8 protein-coding genes and 2 pseudogenes are annotated in these 16347 nt (G+C 69.4%); 5 read left to right on the forward strand and 5 right to left on the reverse strand.

The window, feature by feature from the left end:
• Positions 1–20 precede the first annotated feature (20 nt).
• The 5 genes from AUL33_RS05815 to AUL33_RS05835 all read right to left on the reverse strand — a co-directional run bounded on the left by AUL33_RS05815 (position 21) and on the right by AUL33_RS05835 (position 10104).
• The gene (locus tag AUL33_RS05815; protein WP_062205020.1) at positions 21–2315 is read right to left on the reverse strand and encodes a glycosyltransferase family 4 protein; all 2295 of its coding nucleotides are present in this window, start codon (positions 2313–2315) and stop codon (positions 21–23) included.
• An 8-nt stretch (positions 2316–2323) separates the two neighbouring features.
• Complete coding sequence (locus tag AUL33_RS05820) at positions 2324–5569, reverse strand: glycosyltransferase (protein WP_062205034.1); 3246 nt, start codon at positions 5567–5569, stop codon at positions 2324–2326.
• Between the two features lie 14 nt (positions 5570–5583).
• Positions 5584–7854, reverse strand: a complete 2271-nt coding sequence (gene glf, locus AUL33_RS05825) for a UDP-galactopyranose mutase (protein ID WP_156419301.1) — start codon at positions 7852–7854, stop codon at positions 5584–5586.
• A 178-nt stretch (positions 7855–8032) separates the two neighbouring features.
• Positions 8033–9250: a glycosyltransferase gene (locus tag AUL33_RS05830; protein WP_082652353.1), complete on the reverse strand. Its 1218-nt coding sequence runs from the start codon at positions 9248–9250 to the stop codon at positions 8033–8035.
• Positions 9251–9492: 242 nt separating this feature from the next.
• Positions 9493–10104 (reverse strand): PAS and helix-turn-helix domain-containing protein, encoded by a 612-nt coding sequence (locus AUL33_RS05835; RefSeq protein ID WP_156419302.1) that lies wholly within the window; start codon positions 10102–10104, stop codon positions 9493–9495.
• 186 nt (positions 10105–10290) lie between these two features.
• On the opposite strand from AUL33_RS05835, the pseudogene AUL33_RS23020 reads away from it, so the two are divergent.
• From AUL33_RS23020 to AUL33_RS05860, 5 genes and pseudogenes are all read left to right on the forward strand, one after another.
• Positions 10291–10710, forward strand: a pseudogene (locus tag AUL33_RS23020) (CoA transferase subunit A); the annotation flags it as partial.
• 123 nt (positions 10711–10833) lie between these two features.
• Positions 10834–11470: pseudogene (locus AUL33_RS23025) on the forward strand (3-oxoacid CoA-transferase subunit A); the annotation flags it as partial.
• Entirely contained in the window at positions 11470–12114 is a 645-nt protein-coding gene (locus tag AUL33_RS05850; RefSeq protein WP_062205041.1) for a CoA transferase subunit B, read from the forward strand. The pseudogene AUL33_RS23025 and the gene AUL33_RS05850, both read left to right, overlap by 1 nt.
• A gap of 111 nt (positions 12115–12225) precedes the next feature.
• Positions 12226–14556, forward strand: a complete 2331-nt coding sequence (locus AUL33_RS05855; RefSeq protein ID WP_062205043.1) for a Tex family protein — start codon at positions 12226–12228, stop codon at positions 14554–14556.
• Between the two features lie 253 nt (positions 14557–14809).
• On the forward strand, positions 14810–16306 hold the full coding sequence (locus AUL33_RS05860; protein ID WP_062205066.1) for an ABC transporter substrate-binding protein: 1497 nt from the start codon (positions 14810–14812) through the stop codon (positions 16304–16306).
• Positions 16307–16347 lie beyond the last annotated feature (41 nt).

Consider the following 16347-nt stretch of genomic DNA (forward strand, 5'->3'; position numbering starts at 1 on the left):
ACCATGCGCGGCGGCTGGCCTCAGACGACGAGGCCCGCCGCCGCGAACGCCGCGCGCTGTCGCGCAAGCTCGGCGGCGACCGCCGGCTCGGCGCCGCGACCGTTCGGGTCGCTGGCAAAGCGCAGCAGCCCGTTCGGGCAATAGCGCTCGTCGTCCCAGCCGGGATGGTCCAGAACGGGGTAGAGGCAGATCCCCTCCACGGGCACGCCGGCGCGCATGGCCGCGCGCACCTCCGAGCCGACGTAGGCCAGCCAGTCCGGCCGGCGATCCCCCTCGATTCCGGTCTCGGCGACGAAGATCGGGCGCCCATAGCGGGAATGGGTCTCGGTCAGGATGGCGCGGAACGGCTTGTAGAGCGGGTGGCCGAGATCGATCGGCGGGCCGCCGTGGATCCACTGGTTGTTGAAGTAGTAGTTGACGCCGACGAGGTCGAGCAGCGCCTCGCGCCCGCCGATCTGTGGCCAGGCGCGCCCCGCCAGCATGTCCCAGGCCTGGAATTGCGCCTGCCGGTGCCCTTCGGCATGAGCAGCGTCGTGCGGGCGCGAGGGATCGCAGATCACGTTGATGACGGGGTCGGCATGGACGAAGCGGGCGGCGGGATCGACGAGAAGGATCGCCTCCATCGCCGCGATCGAGGCGCGCGAGAGCTGCACCTTCAACTCGTGCGCCCGCCCATGGGCGAAGGGGTTGAGGTAGCCGGCATCGCCGCCGCCCCAGGCGAAGAACGAGATCTCGTTGACCGGCGCGTAGAAGCGCGTTCCGCTTGTGCGCGCTCCGATCACCCGGGCCGCCTCGGCCGCGAACCTTGCGAAGCGGGCGACGAATTCGGGGCGCCAGATATCGAGATCGTCCGGCCAGCCATAGTGGAGGATGTCCCAGACGACCTGCGTCCCCGTTGCCTCCGCCGCGCTCAGCTGCGCCTCGAGGCTCGTCCAGTCGTAGCGGCCGGGCTCGGGCTCGATCAGATGCCAGCGCAGCCCGTCACGGACGGTGGCGATGGCGTGTCCGCGCAGGGCCGTATAGTCCTCTTGGGCGAAACGATCGTGGTAGCTCGCGGCGATCATGTCCACCCGCCGGCGGTCGTGCGCGCGCCGGTGCGTCGATGACTCGAAGCCGCCGTGAAAGAACGACCGGAACAGCGCCGGGCGGTGCGCCGGGCGCCGCGTCTCGGCCAGCACCTCGGCGATGACAGCCTCCCACTGCGCCACCACCACCGGCACCGCATAGTCGCGCTCGACCGTGGCGCGCAGCGCCAAGCCGAGCCGAGCCCGGCGCTCGGGATCCCCGATCAGCGCGAGCATCCCGGCGGCCAGCGCCTGCGGATCCTCGTGCGGCACGAAGAGGCCGCTGACGCCGTCCTCGATCTGCTGCAGCGCGCCGTTGTCGGGCGTCGCCAGCACCGGCAGCCGGGCAGCGCCCGCCTCTGCGATCACATGCGGCATGCCCTCGCCGCGCGACAGCCAGGCGAAGACGTCGAGGGCGGACAGCAACTCGGGAATGTCCGCGCGATCGCCGAGGAAGCGCAGCGTGCCGCCAAGGCCGAGAGCGGCCGCGTGGGCGTGCAGCGCCTGCGCATAATCCGGCAGGAAGGCGTCGGGGCCGCCGATGACGAGGAAACGCGCGTCCGGACGCGTGCGCCGCACGATCGCAGCCGCCTCGATGAAATCCTCAACGCGCTTCTTCGGGTCGAGCCGCCCGACCCAGCCGATCACGGGTGTTTCGTCGCCGAAGCCGAGCGCCCGGCGCATCGGCACGCGCGTCGCGGGATCGAAGGCGCCAAGATCCACCATCGAGGGGATCTCGACGGCGTCAGCCTCGCGGCCGGGCATGCGCGAGGCCGCGGCGTCGCGGATCGAGCGGCAGACGCCGACATAGCGTCGGGTGAAGTGCTTGGGGCCGCCGAGCGCCTCCGACACCAGCCCGCCATGTTCGATCAGCGCCGGACGATGGTGCAGCCGCTCCAGCGCCGGATAGATGTCGGCGACGTTCTGGCAGGAGACCACGAGATCGTAGGCCGCCAGCTTGCCCGCGAGATAGGAGATCGTATCCTCGAAGGAGAGCGCATAGGGCGTGCGGTCGACGGAGACGCCGAGCGCCTCCAGCTGCTCGTGCGTCTGCTCGGGCATGCCGTCCCGCCGGAAGCAGGCGACGACGTCGATGCGGTAGCGCGCGGGGTCGAGATGCCGGGCGAGAAGACGAACCTCGGTCTCCTCGCCCCCCACCACCAGCCAGGCGAAGACGAAGAGGATGCGGATCGGCCCCTCCTCGTCCGCCGGCCCCTCCCTGCCCGACGGATTGGCTGACGCTTGAACCATTGCCGACATCAATCGCGGACCTTGAACACGATCTGGAGGAAGTCCGGTCGCTCATCCACGAGATGGCGCAGGAAGGCGGGCGCCTCCTCGAAGGGCACGACATGGGTGATCATGTGCTTGGCGATGTCGCCGCCGCGCTCGGTGAGGAGCCCGATCGTCTCCTGCGCCAGCCGCCGCTTGTTCCACTCGAAGCCGAGACCGCGCGGCACCCGGTTGATCTGCGCGCAGCGGATCGACAGGCCGTTATGATGGAACTCCTCGCCGAGCCGCACCGCCTCCGTCCCGCCCTGGTAGAAGGCGAGATCGATCACCGTGCCCTGCGGGCGCAGCGCTCGCAGGCTCGCCTGCAGCGAACGGGCGTCGGCACGCGTCTGGAACACGAAGTCGGCGCCGCGATCGCCGCCGCCATGGTGCCAGTTGGCCTTGGCGTAGGCCCAGGCCTGGTCCTCGTCCATCGCCGTGAAGCCGAGCGCCTCGATCCGCCCACGGCGGAACGGCGAGGGATCGGCGACCACGATTTCGGCCGCGCCCGCGCGCGCCGCGAAGAGCGCCGTGAGCAGGCCGACGACACCGCCGCCGACGACCAGCACCGGGCGCCCGCAGACCCCCTGCCCCAGCCGCTCGACATGAGCCCCGGCAAGCTCCGCGTCGGCATGAAGGATGCCGTTCGCCGCGATCGGCCCCATCTGCGCGACGTAAATGCCGAGCATCGGATCGAGCCCAGCCGGCATCTTGATCAGGAGATCGTGGAACGGGTCGGCCGTGTGGCCGCTCTTGTGGGCATAGGTCGAGGCGACGACGTCGCCGGTAGCGAAGCCCGGCGCCCTCGCCTCGGTGACGCGGGCCACCTCCATGTAGCCGAGGAACGGCACCGGAAAGTGCTGGCCGGCCTCGCCGGGCACGAAGACGCCGCGCCCGGCATCCCAGCGCGAATGGAGATAGGGATTGGTGTTCTTGTAGAAGGTCAGCTCGGTGCCGGCCGAGAAGCCGGTATAGAGCGTGTCGAGCCGCACCTGGCCGTCGCCGGGCGGGCCTTCCTCGTACTGGAAGTGATAGGCCTCGCCGGGCCGTTCGACGCCGAGCGAGCGGATGTGGCGATGGCCCGGCGGCAGCTGGCCCGGCTCGGGTCGCGGGGGAAACTGCAACGGCGCCAGCGCCGCACGGGCCGGCACCGGGGCGGTGAGGCGGATCACCTCGCCGCTGCGGCCCGATTCCACCACGGCGAGCGCCAGCCGGTGCGTCGCCACCGCGTCGCCATAGGTGCAGCGGATGCGGTTTTCACCGCCCGCCACGGCGTCGATGAAGTCGCGGTCCTCGCGCCAGACCGGGTCGCCGTCGGCGCCGCGCACCGGCCGCCCGCGCCCGACATCCACCATGATGTCGCGGTCGGTCAGCTCGATCGCCAGCCTGTCGGCGAAAATGTGGAGCCCGACGCGGTGGCTCCAGCCGAGAAGGCAGGTGGAGGCGATGTTGGCGACGGTGCCGCTGGCGAAGGTGAGGCTCGCCGTCGAGGTGGTGGGCACGTCGAGGCCAGGGAAGTCGGTGCGGTCCTTGTGCGCCGCGCGCCCATAGACTTCCGTGACCTCGCCGACGAGGAAGCGGGCGAGATCGAGAAGATGCGTCGCCTGCTCGACCATCTGGCCGCCGGAGCGGTCCTCGTGCCACCACCATTGCGGCGGCGGCGTCGAATCCAGCCAGTAGCCCGACAGGAGCTGCGCGGGATTGTCCTTGAGGAGCGCGCGCGCTTCGTCCACCGTGTCGAGATAGCGCCAATGGTAGCCGACACCGGTGACGAGGCCCTTCGCCTCCACCGCCGCCGCGATTGCCTCGGCCGTCTCGATATCGAGCGCCACCGGCTTCTCGACGAAGAAGGGCAGACCGCGCTCGATCGCAGCACGCTCCGGCGCGCCGTGCGCGAAGGGCGGGATGCAGATGTAGACGGCATCGAGGGCGCAGGCGTCCATCATCTCGGCCGCATCGCCGAAGGCACGCGCCCCGAAACGCAGCGCCGCGTCTTCGGCCCGGGCGCGATCGGTGTCGGCGAAACCGACGATCGCGACGTCGGTGAACTGTTCGAGAATGCCGAGATGGCGTTGGGCGATGCCCCCGGCTCCGACGAAGCCGATACGGATGGTCTTCATGTCACTGTCCTGGACTGCGTCTTGAGAAGATGCCGCGAGCCGACGGTAGAGGGCGAGCGTCGCCTCCGCCATGCCAGCGGCCTGGAACATCGTGTCGAAGCGCAAGCGCCCGGCTTGGCCGGCGCGCGCCAGCATTGCCGGGTCATCCAGCGCCTGCATCAGCCTTGCCGCCAGCGACGCGGGGTCGCCGGGCTCGGTGAGCCAGCCGGTCTCCTCGTCCACCACCGCCTCGTCGGTGCCCCCGATCCGGGTGGCGACGACCGGACGCCCGGCCGCCATGGCTTCGAGCACCACAAGCGGCAGGCCTTCGAAGAGCGAGGGCAGCACCAGACAGTCGGCGGCCGCCAGGAGATCGGGCACGTCGGTGCGATGGCCGAGAAACTGCACGGCCTCACTGAGCCCGGCGGCTTCGGCTTGCGCTTCCAGCGCCTGGTGCAAGGGGCCCTCGCCAGCCACGAGGCAGACGAGACCGGGATGGGCGGCGAGCACGGCGCCGAGCGCGTCCAGAAGGATGGCATGCCCCTTCTGCGCCGTCAGCCGGGCGACCACGAGAAGCACCAGCACATCCGGCTTGAGCCCGAGCCACTGCCGGACCTCGGCGCGCGGATACGAGCCCTTGCGTGGATGAATGCCGTTGCGGATCGCGTGAACCCGGTCCGGCGCGACGCCGGCCGCCACGAAGCTTCGGGCGGCGCCATCGGAGACGCAGACCACGGCATCGAGATCGGCGACCGCGCCAAGATAGGCCGCGATCTCGTCCGCTTCGGTCAGCACGAAGGGCAAGTGCTCCGTGCGCACGACCCGGCCGAGCCCGGCCATGCGCCCGATCTCGGCGAGCGCATGCCCCTCCCAGCCGATGCCGGCATGGACATGGAGGACGTCAGCGCGCCAACGGCCGAGCCGATCGCCGAACGAGCCCGGCTCGTCGGCATCGAAAGGCATCGCGGCCAGCCCTTCGCGAAGGGCGTGCGCGACGAGCCCGCTGCGGGGATCGGCGGCGATCACCACGTCGTCATGGCGCGACAGCTCGCGCGCCAGCGCCAGCATGTGCTCGCCGACGCCAGACGGAATGAGGCTGTCGGTGGCGAGGCAGATACGAAGGCGCCGCGGCACCGAACCCGCTGGGCTCAAGTGGAGGGCCCGGCCGTCAGCGTCGAGACCCCGGCACCGGCGCCCGCCATCGCCGGCTGGCCGCCCATGCGGGCATAAGTGGCGAGGGCCTGCGCCACGACCTGATCCATGTTGTAGTAGCGATAGGTGGCGAGCCGCCCGACGAAGCTGACATCGGGCGTCGCGTTGGCGAGCGTCTCATAGCGCCGGTAGATCGCCTGGTTCTCCTCGCGCGGCACAGGATAATAGGGGTCGCCCTTGTCGCATGGGAACTCGTAGGAGACGCTCGTCTTGGCGTGGTTCTGGCCTGTCAGGTGCTTGTACTCGGTGATCCGCGTGTACGGCACGTCCCTGGCGGGATAGTTCACCACCGCCACCGGCTGGAACTGCTCAAGATCATGCGTCTCATGCCGGAAGGCGAGGCAGCGATAGGGCAATCGGCCAAAGCGATGGTCGAAGAACTCGTCCACCGGTCCGGTGAAGACCGTATGCCCGACATCGATGGTCTCGCGCACCGAACGATAGTCGGTGCCGGTGCGAACCGTGATCCCGGGATGGTCGAGCATACGCTCGAACATCGCTGTGTAGCCGTCTGCCGGCATCGCCTGGAACCGGTCGAGGAAGTATCGGTCGTCGGTGTCGGTGCGGGTCGGCACGCGGGCCGTCACCGAGCGGTCGAGCTGCGAGGGGTCGAGGCCCCACTGCTTCTGGGTGTAGCCACGGAAGAAGGTCTCGTAGAGCTCGCGCCCGACCGCCGCCACCACGACGTCCTCCGAGGTGCGGATCTCCGCCACCGGCTCGGCACGCGCGCTCAGAAAAGCCGCCGCTTCGGCGTCGGTCCTGAGGTCGAGGCCGTAGAGACCGTTCAACGTCGTGCGGTTGATCGGGATCGGCAGGAGATGCTCGCCGACGCTGGCGAGAACCCGGTGCTCGTAGGGGCGCCACGCCGTGAACCGCGAGAGGTAGTCGACCACCTTCGGGCTGTTCGTGTGAAAGATGTGCGGCCCGTAGCGGTGGACGAGAACGCCCGCCGCGTCGTGATGATCGTAGGCATTGCCGCCGATATGGTCGCGCCGGTCGACGACGAGGACGCGCTGGCCGGAGCCCTCGGCCAACCGTTCCGCCAGCACCGCTCCGGCAAAGCCCGCGCCGACCACGAGCGTGTCGAAACGCTCGCGCCGGTCGATCGTATGGACCGCCGGGGCGCCCGGCGCCTCGTCGTTGGCGGCGTGCGTGCCGGCCGAGCGCGCGGCGATCACGGCATCCGACAGGATGCGCGCCATCTGCGCCTGCGTCACGTCCCACGAAATTCCGGCGAGCGCAGCGTCGGCAGCTTCCAGCCACGGGCCCGTGCGCCCGAGTGCCAGCGCCGCCTCGCAGGCCACGACGAAGCCGGGAGCATCCGAGGCGATCGCGACGCCGTCAAGTTCGCCATAGTGGCGCACCACGTCGGCGATCCCGGTGGAGACCACGGGCCGCCCGCCCGCCAGGTATTCCGGCGTCTTCGTCGGGCTGATGAAACGCGTCGCCTCGTTGATGGCGAAGGGCATCAACGCCACGTCCCACCCCCCGAGATAGGCCGGGAGCTCGCCGTAGGATTTGGAGCCCAGCCAATGCAGGTTCGGCGCGCGCGGCAGGTCGGCCGGGTCGATCTTGGCGACCGGCCCGAGCATCACGAGGCTCCAGTCCGGCCGCAGCGCCGCGACGTCGCGAAGGAGAGCGAGATCCAGCCGCTCGTCGATCACGCCGTAGAAGCCGAGCACCGGGCCGGGAAGGACCGCCTGATCGCCGGGAAGGGCGAGATCGGCGCCCCGCGCCCGGCCGAAATGTGCGGCATCGACGGCGGAGGGGAAGGCGTGGATGTTGGCGTGGCGGTGCCGCTTGGCCTCGTAAAGACTCCAGCCGCCGGTGAAGACGGCGTCGGCCCGCGCGATGAGCGCCGTCTCCATCTGGACGAGGCGCGGATCGGCGAAGCGAAAGCCCGTGAGTTCGTCCATGCAATCGTAGACGACCGCCGCGGCCTTCACGTCCGCGGCGAACGCGAACATGAGAGGCGTGTAGAACCAGAGCACCGGCTCGCTGGCGCAGACCGTGTCGACGAGCATGGCGAGAAGGTCGCGCAGGGCGGCCTCGCGCTCGGACACGCTCCACCAGTGCGGCAGGCGCGGGCGCAGCGCCACGACGCCGTCGGCCGGGAACGGGTGAAACTCGAGGTAGGGCAACGGATGGTCGCAGGGGATGTACTCTTCGAAGAAGAACACCTTCCGGTCGCTCGCGAAGCGCCGCATCAGGTGCTGCGGTCGCTGCGTCACGAAATCCCAGCGCAGATGGGAAAAACAGATGATCGGCGCCTCGCCCGGCGGTGTCCCAAGACTTTCGCCGGACCGGCGACCGTGGGCGGATGGAACGTCGATCGTTGCTGACGGCAATGTGCGCCCCTTATCGTTCAAGGCTCAACTCGAAGTGTCATGAACCGTTCCCGCGTTGCAGCATGACTTTTGCGGCCGCAACCTGGCGCACGATCTCGCCGAAGCGCTCGACGGTGTGTGGCCAGGTCCAGCGCGCCAGCACGGCCTCGCGCGGCCGGAAAGAGCCGAGATCGTCCAGCATCGCGGAGAGCGCCGCGCCGAAGCCCTCGGCAGGCGCGGTTCGCCCGGTCTCGGGCGTGATGAACTGCAGCCCGCAGGCCAGTTTCTCGTTCGACAGAACCGGCAAGCCGGCGAGCATGTATTCGGTCAGGATCGCCGGGGCGCCGTCGTCGACGCCGCAGACGACGCCGACCCGCGCCGCGTTCATCAGCGCGTTGACCTGCGCGAAGGGTACGCCGGGCGGGCCGACGAACTCGATGTCGAGGCTCCGCGCTTGCGCTTCCTCGCGAAGGGCCTCGCCCATCTCGCCATAGCCGAAGACGCAGAGCGCCCGCAGCGGGCGGGGCGCGGCGGCGAGCGCCTCGAAGAGAATGTCGTGGCGCTTGTAGCCCTGCGCGGCCGCGACGTAGACGACGTCGTGGCGTTTCTCGGCTCCGAGCGGGCGAAACGTCTCGGGATCGGCGAATTCCGGGCCGATCGGCATCACCGCGCAGCGCATGCCGGGATGGCGGGCACGCACCTCGTCGGACTGCCACTCGGCGCCCGTGAGCACGAGGTCGAAATGGCGGCTGACCTCGGGGGGAACGCGCAGCGACGGCGCGTCGATCGAATTGTAGACGATGACGCTGCGTGCGCAGGCTCGAAGGATCCGCTCGTCGACGCCGAGGCCGAGGACCACGAGGATATGCGGCGCGCCCTCTTCACGGATGAAATCGATCATGTCGCTGGAGGAAAAGGGTGCGCCCTCGCCGTCGAGCCGGAACACGCGCCGCGCCAAGTATGCGCTCTCGCGGCGCAGCGGCGGCACGTCCAGCGACCGCGCGTGGTGCCAGATCTCGGCATGGTCGGCGAGCCCGGCCTTGACGCAGGCGAGCGGCAGCCGTTCGAGATAGCCGCCGACGACCGCGAGCCCGTCGCGGTCCACCGCCTCGTCGCCCTGCAGCCCGAATTGGTCCTCGGTGCGCCGGAGCAGAGCGTCCCGCGACAGCCGATCGAGATCGTCGGGACCCAGCCCATGCGGCGGCCACCCTTCGACGAGATCGCCGATCACCGTGATCGAGGGCCGTCGCGTCAACGGCGCCGCTTCGTCCTCCATGCCCGATCGCCCATCCCTATCCGTGGCGCGGGCCTATGCCATGCGCAGTGCGCCCTCTTGGCCGGGGAAACGATCACCGACCACAGATTGTCGTTTAGCCTGACACGAACCGGTGATGCAGCGTTGATTGATCGTCATCGCATCCATACCGGAAGTTGTAGCCAAGTGCCTGCGAAGACTGGCGTTTCATCAATGGAGCGATACCCGCGCGCCCGGACCCGTGCGGCAGGAACGGCGACGATTCACCGCAGCCTGTGCGCGCCGGCTTCCCCGGCTTCCGGCACCGAGGCGAGGAACCAGGCCACCAGCTCGGCGCCGTTGCGCACGCCGGCCGCCTTCACGAGGCGCAGGCGATGGGCCTCCACCGTGCGGCGCGACAGGCTGATCTCGTCGGCGATGGACTGGCTGGTCTTCCCCTGCGCCACCAGCGTCAGGATCTGGCGCTGGCGTCCGGTCAGCGTCATCGCCATGGCGTTCGGCGCGCGCGCCATCGGTTCGAAGCAGTAGAGCGCGGCGGCGAACGGGTCGGCGGCGTTGCGGCTGCGCCCGCGCACCCGGCACCAGAAGCGGCGCCCGCCGGCATCCGCCATCAGGCGTGCGTCGTCGAAGACCTGCCCGCCCGCCAGCCCCGAGCGCCACATCCGGCCGGTGCGGATGAAGTCGGCGAGGTCCGGATAGAGCCGCGAGAAGCTGCGATCGACGAGATCGGCGCGCTCGAAGCCGAAGAGCGCGGCGAACTCGGCGTTGCAGTCGCGGATGATGCGGTGCGTCGCATAGACCATCGGCACCGGCATGTCGTCGAGCGAGAAGCCGGGACCGCCGGGGTTCGGGGATGGGGGCGAGGCTGCACGCATAGGGTAGAAATACGACTAACCCGGCGACCGCCGCAATTCCTATTCTGCCGCCGGGAGTGCCGCTGCCGATGTCTCGAACCCTCATGGGTTCACCGGCGCGAGGCGCGGCGACGAGGAGGAGGCAGGAACGTGCGAAAGACCTATGGAAGCGCCACGGAGGCGCTGGCCGACATTCTGCGCGACGACATGGTGGTGATGTCCGGCGGCTTCGGCCTCTGCGGCATTCCCGAGGCGCTGATCGATGCCGTCCAGGCGTCCGGCGTCAAGGGCCTCACGGTCATCTCCAACAATGCCGGCGTCGACGGGATCGGCCTCGGGCGACTGCTCGAGACCAAGCAGATCCGCAAGATGGTCTCGTCCTATGTCGGCGAGAACAAGCTGTTCGCGCAGCAATATCTTTCCGGCGAGCTGGAGCTGGAGTTCAATCCGCAGGGCACGCTGGCCGAGCGCATCCGCGCCGGCGGCGCCGGCATTCCCGCCTTCTTCACCAAGACTGGCGTCGGCACGATCATCGCCGACGGCAAGGAGGTGCGCGAGTTCGACGGCGAGACGTTCGTGATGGAGCGCGGGCTCGTCGCCGACGTCGCGCTCGTTCATGCCTTCAAGGCGCCGGGACGAGAACGCCGCACCGGCGGCCGCAGGGGAGGAAGTCTGATGGCCTGGACACGCGAAGAGATGGCGGCCCGCGCGGCGAAGGAATTGCAGGACGGGTTCTACGTCAATCTCGGCATCGGCATCCCGACGCTCGTCGCCAACTACATTCCGCAAGGGATCGACGTCTGCCTGCAGAGCGAGAACGGCATGCTGGGCATGGGCCCCTTCCCGTTTGAGGGCGAGGAGGATGCCGACCTCATCATATGTCGGCGAGAACAAGCTGTTCGCGCAGCAATATCTTTCCGGCGAGCTGGAGCTGGAGTTCAATCCGCAGGGCACGCTGGCCGAGCGCATCCGCGCCGGCGGCGCCGGCATTCCCGCCTTCTTCACCAAGACTGGCGTCGGCACGATCATCGCCGACGGCAAGGAGGTGCGCGAGTTCGACGGCGAGACGTTCGTGATGGAGCGCGGGCTCGTCGCCGACGTCGCGCTCGTTCATGCCTTCAAGGGAGATCACGAGGGCAACCTCGTCTACCGCAAGACCGCCCGCAACTTCAGCCCGATGATGGCGACCGCCGGCCGCATCACCGTGGCCGAGGTCGAGCATCTCGTCGAGCCCGGCGAAATCGACCCGGACACGATCCACACGCCCGGCATCTTCGTGTCGCGCATCGTGCACGTGCCCGGACCGGTCAAGCATATCGAGCAGCGCACGGTGCGCCGGCGCCGGGACGAGAACGCCGCACCGGCGGCCGCAGGGGAGGAAGTCTGATGGCCTGGACACGCGAAGAGATGGCGGCCCGCGCGGCGAAGGAATTGCAGGACGGGTTCTACGTCAATCTCGGCATCGGCATCCCGACGCTCGTCGCCAACTACATTCCGCAAGGGATCGACGTCTGCCTGCAGAGCGAGAACGGCATGCTGGGCATGGGCCCCTTCCCGTTTGAGGGCGAGGAGGATGCCGACCTCATCAATGCCGGCAAGCAGACGATCACCGAGCTGAAGACCACCTCCTACTTCTCCAGCGCCGACAGCTTCGCGATGATCCGCGGCGGCCATATCGACCTGTCGATCCTCGGCGCGATGCAGGTCGCCGAGAACGGCGACCTCGCCAACTGGATGATCCCCGGCAAGATGGTGAAGGGCATGGGCGGCGCCATGGACCTCGTCGCCGGGGTGAAGCGCGTCGTGGTGCTGATGGAGCACGAGGCCAAGGGGCAGCCCAAGCTCCTCAAGCAGTGCGACCTGCCGCTGACCGGCACGCGCGTCGTCGATCTCGTGGTCACCGATCTCGGCGTCTTCACGCTGGAGCGGCGCGGCGAGCCGAAGATGACGCTGATCGAACTCGCCAGCGGCGTCACGCTGGAGGAGATCACCGCCAAGACCGAGGCGCGCTTCGAGGTCGCCCTCGGCTGACGCCGGCCCGCCCCGATCAAGACCCGAACGGCGCGGACGATCCGCGCCGTTTCCTTGCCGCCGGCCGGGGTCGGGGGTAATCGTCTCGCTGAACCCATAAGGAGAGACGCCATGAGCGCCGCGCGCCCCACCATCGAGGCCATCATCGCCGGCGAGATCGGCGCGAGCGCGGCGCAGGTCGCATCCGCCGTCGCCCTTCTCGACGGCGGCGCCACGGTTCCCTTCATCGCCCGCTACCGCAAGGAAGCGACCGGCGGCCTCGACGACATCCAGCTTCGCGCCCTCGAAACAAGGCTCGCCAGCCTGCGCGACCTGGAAGCGCGCCGCGACACGGTGCGCCGCTCGATCTCCGAACAGGGCAAGATGACACCGGCGCTATCAGTCGCCATCGACGCCGCGCCGACGCGGGGCGTGCTCGAAGACCTCTACCTGCCCTTCCGCCCCAAGCGCCGCTCGCGCGCCGATGCCGCCCGCGAGCGTGGTCTCGGGCCCTTGGCCGAGCGCATCCTCACCGATCGCACGGTGGACCCCGCCGCGCTCGCCGCCGGTTTCCTGGGCGATCAGGTGGCCGACGTGAAGGCCGCGCTCGAAGGCGCGCGCGACATCGTCGCCGAGACGATGGCCGAGACCCCCGCGCTCGTCGGCGCCATGCGCCGGCACCTCGTCGACAAGGCGCGGCTGCGCGCCCGCGTGGTGCCCGGCAAGGAAGAGTCCGGCGCCAAGTTTTCGGACTATTTCGACCACGAGGAAAAGTGGGCGAGCGCGCCCAGCCACCGCGTCCTGGCGCTGCTGCGCGCCGCGAAGGAGGGCGTCGTGACGCTCGGCGTCGAGGTGGATGCCGACGATCCCTCGCCGGTGAAGCCGGTGGAGGCGATGATCGCGCGCCAGTTCGGCATCAACACCGCCGGCGGCACGGCGGCGGATGCGTGGCTGATGTCGGTGGCGCGATGGGCCTGGCGCCAGAAGATCCACGTCCATCTCTCCACCGACATGATGGGCTCGATGAAGGACGGCGCCGACGCCGAGGCGATCCGGGTCTTCTCGCGCAACCTGAAGGACATTCTGCTTGCCGCGCCTGCGGGCGCCAAGGCGACGATGGGCCTCGATCCCGGCATCCGCACCGGCGTCAAGGTCGCCGTGGTCGACGGGACCGGGCGGCTGGTGGACACCGCCACCGTCTATCCGTTCCAGCCGCGCAACGACGTGCGCGGCGCCTCGACCGCGCTCGCCGCGCTGATGGTGCGCCACGGCGTCGAATTGGTGGCCATCGGCAACGGCACGGCCAGCCGCGAGACCGAGAAGCTCGCCGCCGACGTGATCGCCGAGCTGCCGGGCGCGGTGAAGCCGACGAAGGTGGTGGTGAGCGAGGCCGGGGCCTCTGTCTATTCCGCCTCCGAGATCGCCTCGCGCGAGATGCCTGATGTCGACGTGTCGCTGCGCGGCGCCGCCTCGATCGCGCGGCGCCTGCAGGATCCGCTGGCCGAGATCGTCAAGGTCGACCCCAAGGCCATCGGCGTCGGCCAGTATCAGCACGATGTCGACCAGGGCGCGCTGTCGCGGGCGCTGGAGACGGTGGTGGAAGACGCGGTGAACGCCGTCGGCGTCGACGTCAACACCGCTTCCCCCGCCCTCCTCTCGCATGTCTCGGGGATCGGCCCGGGCCTTGCCGAGGCGATCGTCGCCCATCGCGACCGCGAGGGGCCGTTCGCGACCCGGCGCAAGCTCCTCGCCGTCCCGCGCCTCGGGCCTAAGGCCTTCGAGCAATGCGCCGGCTTCCTGCGCATCCAGGGCGGAACCGAGCCGCTCGATGCCTCGGCAGTTCATCCGGAGGCCTATCCGGTGGCCAAGCGCATCGTCGCCGCCGTCGGCAAGGATCTGCGCGCGCTGATGGGCGACAGCGCGACGCTGCGCGGCCTCGACCCCGCGCGCTTCATCAGTGAGGGCTTCGGCCTGCCGACGGTGAAGGACATCATCGCCGAACTCGAAAAGCCCGGCCGCGACCCGCGACCCGCCTTCCGCACCGCCACCTTCACCGACGGCGTCGACGAGATCGGCGACCTCCTGCCGGGCATGATGCTCGAAGGCACGGTCACGAACGTCGCGGCCTTCGGCGCCTTCGTCGATATCGGCGTCCACCAGGACGGGCTCGTCCACGTCTCGCAGCTCTCCGATCGCTTCGTGAAGGATCCGTCCGAGGTGGTGAAGGCCGGACAGGTGGTGCGGGTCCGGGTTCTCGAAGTCGACCCCAAGCGCAAGCGCATCTCGCTGTCGATGAAGACGCAGGCCGACGCCGCGGATGGGCGCGGCACCGGCGCTCCCTCGTCACGCGAGCCCCGGCCGAAGCCAGCGGATGCACGGGCCCCGCGCAGCCCGCCGGCCAGCCCGGCGCCCTCGCAGGGTGCCTTCGGCGCGGCGTTGGCGGATGCGTTCAAGCGGCGCTGAGCAGCCTTGGCGTCGCGGCAGCGCGCGTCGCCTACCCGCATCGGGTCCGACGCTCATGGGAGCGGATTCACACGCCATGCCTCGCCGCCAACACCGATGGGTCAAGCAAGGCGGCGCCGGGTCTTCCCGGCAGGCCGGATCGCCAGCGCGCCATTGTTCCCCGCGGCGATTTGGGCCAGTCTGCGCGGCGCTGCAACATTCCCCCCGGCGCGAAGCCGGGGCCGATCGAAGGGATTTCCCGCTGTTGACGTTCATGCACCGGATCGCCGGCCGCCTCGTCCTTGCCGCCTCGATCTCCCTGGGCGCTCTCGGTGCTGCACAGGCGGCTCCGCGGACCGATCTCGTGCTGGGCATGTCGGTGGAGCCGGCGGGGCTCGACCCCACCGTCGCGGCGCCCGTGGCGATCGGTCAGGTGACGTGGCAGAACCTCTTCGAGGGCCTCGTGCGCATCGACCGCGACGGCAAGGTGCAGCCGCAGCTCGCCAGGAGCTGGACGATCTCGCAGGATGGTCGGACCTATACGTTCGCGCTGCAGACGGGCGTCGCCTTCCACGATGGCGAAGCCTTCGATTCCGCCGCCGCCAAGTTCGCCCTCGACCGGGCGCGCGGCGAGGCTTCGACCAATCCGCAGAAGCAGTTCTACAGCGTCATCGACACCATCGAGACGCCGGATGCCGCAACGCTCGTCCTCAAGCTGAAGCAGCCCGCCGGCAACCTTCTCTACTGGCTGGGTTGGCCAGCCTCCGTGATGGTCGGCCCGAAGAGCGCCGAGACGGACAGGACCGAGCCGGTCGGTACCGGCCCCTTCCGCTTCAAGAGCTGGACGAAGGGCGACCGCGTCGTTCTCGAGAAGAACCCGAGCTACTGGGACGCGGCCAATCCCAGCAGCCTCGACACCGTGACCTTCCGCTTCGTCGGCGATCCGCAGGCGCAGGTCGCCGCCCTCCAGTCCGGCGGTCTCCACGCCTTTCCCGAGCTGTCGGCGCCGGAACTCTTCGGTGCCTTCGCCAGCGACCCTCGCTTTGCCGCCGTCGCAGGGAATACCGAGCTCAAGGTCGTGGCCGGCATGAACAATGCCGTGAAGCCCTTCGACGACATCCGCGTCCGGCAGGCGCTGATGATGGCTGTGGACCGCGCGACGCTGATCGAGGGCGCCTATAGCGGTTTCGGGCAGGCGATCGGCAGCCACTACACGCCGAACGATCCCGGCTATGTCGATCTCACCGCCGTCCATCCCTACGACGTGGGAAAGGCCAAGGCGCTGCTCACGGAGGCCGGCCATCCCGACGGCTTCGCCTTCACGATGAAGGTGCCGCAGATGCCCTACGCCATCCGCTCGGCGGAGGTGATGCAGGCGATGTTCGCCGAGATCGGCGTGACGATGACCATCGCACCGACGGAATTTCCGGCCAAGTGGGTGTCCGAAGTCCTGAAGGGCAAGGACTACGAGATGACGATCGTGGCGCATGCCGAACCGCTCGACATCGCGATCTACGCCCGGCCGGACTATTATTTCGGCTACGAGAACCCCGCCTTCAACGAGGTGATCGCCAAGGCCGACGCCGCCAGCGACGAGGCGACCCGCCTGCAGTTCTACGGCGAGGCGCAGCGCATGCTCGCCGCCGACGTGCCCGCCCTCTACCTCTTCGTGATGCCCAAGCTCGGCGTCTGGAACGCCAAGCTGAACGGGCTCTGGGTCAACGAGCCCATCCCGTCCAACGACGTCACCGACGTCACCTGGAGCGAATGAGCGGCGGGGGTCTGCCCCCCTGCCTGCAGGCCCCTTCGATC

Source organism: Aureimonas sp. AU12, from assembly GCF_001463705.1.
Lineage (GTDB): Bacteria > Pseudomonadota > Alphaproteobacteria > Rhizobiales > Rhizobiaceae > Aureimonas.

Coding starts and splice junctions, on each gene's coding strand:
- AUL33_RS05815 (WP_062205020.1), bottom strand. CDS start 2,315: ATGGTTCAAGCGTCAGCCAATCCGTCGGGCAGGGAGGGGCCGGCGGAC.
- glf (WP_156419301.1), bottom strand. CDS start 7,854: ATGCGGCGCTTCGCGAGCGACCGGAAGGTGTTCTTCTTCGAAGAGTAC.
- AUL33_RS05830 (WP_082652353.1), bottom strand. CDS start 9,250: ATGGAGGACGAAGCGGCGCCGTTGACGCGACGGCCCTCGATCACGGTG.
- AUL33_RS05835 (WP_156419302.1), bottom strand. CDS start 10,104: ATGCGTGCAGCCTCGCCCCCATCCCCGAACCCCGGCGGTCCCGGCTTC.
- AUL33_RS05850 (WP_062205041.1), top strand. CDS start 11,470: ATGGCCTGGACACGCGAAGAGATGGCGGCCCGCGCGGCGAAGGAATTG.
- AUL33_RS05855 (WP_062205043.1), top strand. CDS start 12,226: ATGAGCGCCGCGCGCCCCACCATCGAGGCCATCATCGCCGGCGAGATC.
- AUL33_RS05860 (WP_062205066.1), top strand. CDS start 14,810: ATGCACCGGATCGCCGGCCGCCTCGTCCTTGCCGCCTCGATCTCCCTG.